The organism is Neolewinella lacunae (assembly GCF_014349155.1).
In the GTDB taxonomy this organism is placed as follows: Bacteria; Bacteroidota; Bacteroidia; order Chitinophagales; family Saprospiraceae; genus Neolewinella; species Neolewinella lacunae.
The window spans coordinates 1,265-3,156 of sequence record NZ_JACSIT010000140.1 but is presented as its reverse complement, the minus strand read 5'-3'; the positions used below and the strand labels follow the sequence as shown (position 1 = coordinate 3,156).

Below are 1,892 nucleotides of genomic sequence, written 5' to 3'. Positions count from 1 at the left end.
TGGCCGTCGCCGTTGGTGTCGAGCTCGGCCAGGTTGTACAGACCAGCACCGGGGGTACCGTTGCCGTTAGGACCGTTAGATCCACAAGCCGTGTAAACGTTGTCGCCACCGTCGGTAGAACCCGCCGTCAGGTCCAGCGTCACGTTGTAGGTCAGCGTGAAGGTCTCCGTTGCGCCAGCGGCGATGCTGTTGTTCGTCGTCAGCGTCGTCGTGCCAGCAGTCAATGTGCCGGAAGCTTCGCCACTGAAGGTGCCGCCGTTGATCGTGACGTCGTCATCAAAGCTGGGGGTGTCCGTCAGGCCGTAAGTGCCCGTGGCACCGCCGTTGTTCGTTACCGCAATCGTGTAGACTACGTTGTATGAGCCGTTGGGCTGTACCGTCGCAGAAACGAAGGTTTTAGCCAGTTCGACGTTCGGCAGGTCACCGCAGGCGTCGTCGCTGCGGTCGGGCTGGCCGTCGCCGTTGGTGTCCAGGTAGGCCAGGTTGTACAGACCAGCACCGGGGGTACCGTTGCCGTTAGGACCGTTAGATCCACAGGCCGTGTAGACGTTGTCGCCACCGTCGGTAGAACCCGCCGTCAGGTCCAGCGTCACGTTGTAGGTCAGCGTGAAGGTCTCCGTTGCGCCAGCGGCGATGCTGTTGTTCGTCGTCAGCGTCGTCGTGCCAGCCGTCAGGGTGCCGGAGGCTTCGCCGCTGAAGGTGCCGCCGTTGATCGTGACGTCGTTGTCAAACGCAGGGGTATCCGTCAGGCCGTAAGTGCCCGTGGCACCGCCGTTGTTCGTTACCGCAATCGTGTAGACCACGTTGTAAGAGCCATCGGGCTGGACCGTCGCAGAAACGAAGGTTTTCGCCAGTTCGACGTTGGGCAGGTCACCGCAGGCGTCGTCGCTGCTGTCGGGCTGGCCGTCGCCGTTCGTGTCAAGTTCGGCGGTGTTATACAAGCCTTGGCCGGGCGTGCCTTCGCCGTTCGGGCCACCGTTGCCGCAGGCCGTGTAGACGTTGTCGCCACCGTCCGTGGAGCCCGCCGTCAGGTCCAGCGTCACGTTGTAGGTCAGCGTGAAGGTCTCCGTTGCGCCAGCGGCGATGCTGTTGTTCGTCGTCAGCGTCGTCGTGCCGGCAGTCAATGTGCCGGAAGCTTCGCCACTGAAGGTGCCGCCGTTGATCGTGACGTCGTTGTCAAACGCAGGGGTATCCGTCAGGCCGTAAGTACCCGTAGCACCGCCGTTGTTCGTCACCGCAATAGTGTAGACTACGTTGTAAGAACCGTTGGGCTGGACCGTCGCAGAAACGAAGGTTTTTTCCAGTTCGACGTTCGGCAGGTCACCGCAGGCGTCGTCGCTGCTGTCGGGCTGGCCGTCGCCGTTGGTGTCGAGGTAAGCAGTGTTGTACAAGCCTTGGCCGGGCGTGCCTTCGCCGTTCGGGCCGCCGTTGCCGCAGGCCGTGTAGACGTTGTCGCCACCGTCCGTAGAACCCGCCGTCAGGTCCAGCGTCACGTTGTAGGTCAGCGTGAAGGTCTCCGTTGCGCCAGCGGCGATGCTGTTGTTCGTCGTCAGCGTCGTCGTGCCGGCAGTCAATGTGCCGGAAGCTTCGCCACTGAAGGTGCCGCCGTTGATCGTTACGTCATCGTCAAACGCAGGCGTATCCGTCAGGCCGTAAGTGCCCGTGGCACCGCCGTTGTTCGTTACCGCAATCGTGTAGACTACGTTGTATGAGCCGTTGGGCTGTACCGTCGCAGATACGAAGGTCTTCTCCAGTTCGACGTTCGGCAGGTCACCGCAGGCGTCGTCGCTGCTGTCTGGCTGGCCGTCGCCGTTGGTGTCGAGCTCGGCCAGGTTGTACAGACCAGCACCGGGGGTACCGTTGCCGTTAGGACCGTTAGATCCACAAGCCGT

1 pseudogene is annotated in these 1,892 nt (G+C 62.4%); it reads right to left on the bottom strand.

The window, feature by feature from the left end:
- Positions 1 to 1,892, bottom strand: a pseudogene (locus H9S92_RS15785) (hypothetical protein); the annotation flags it as partial.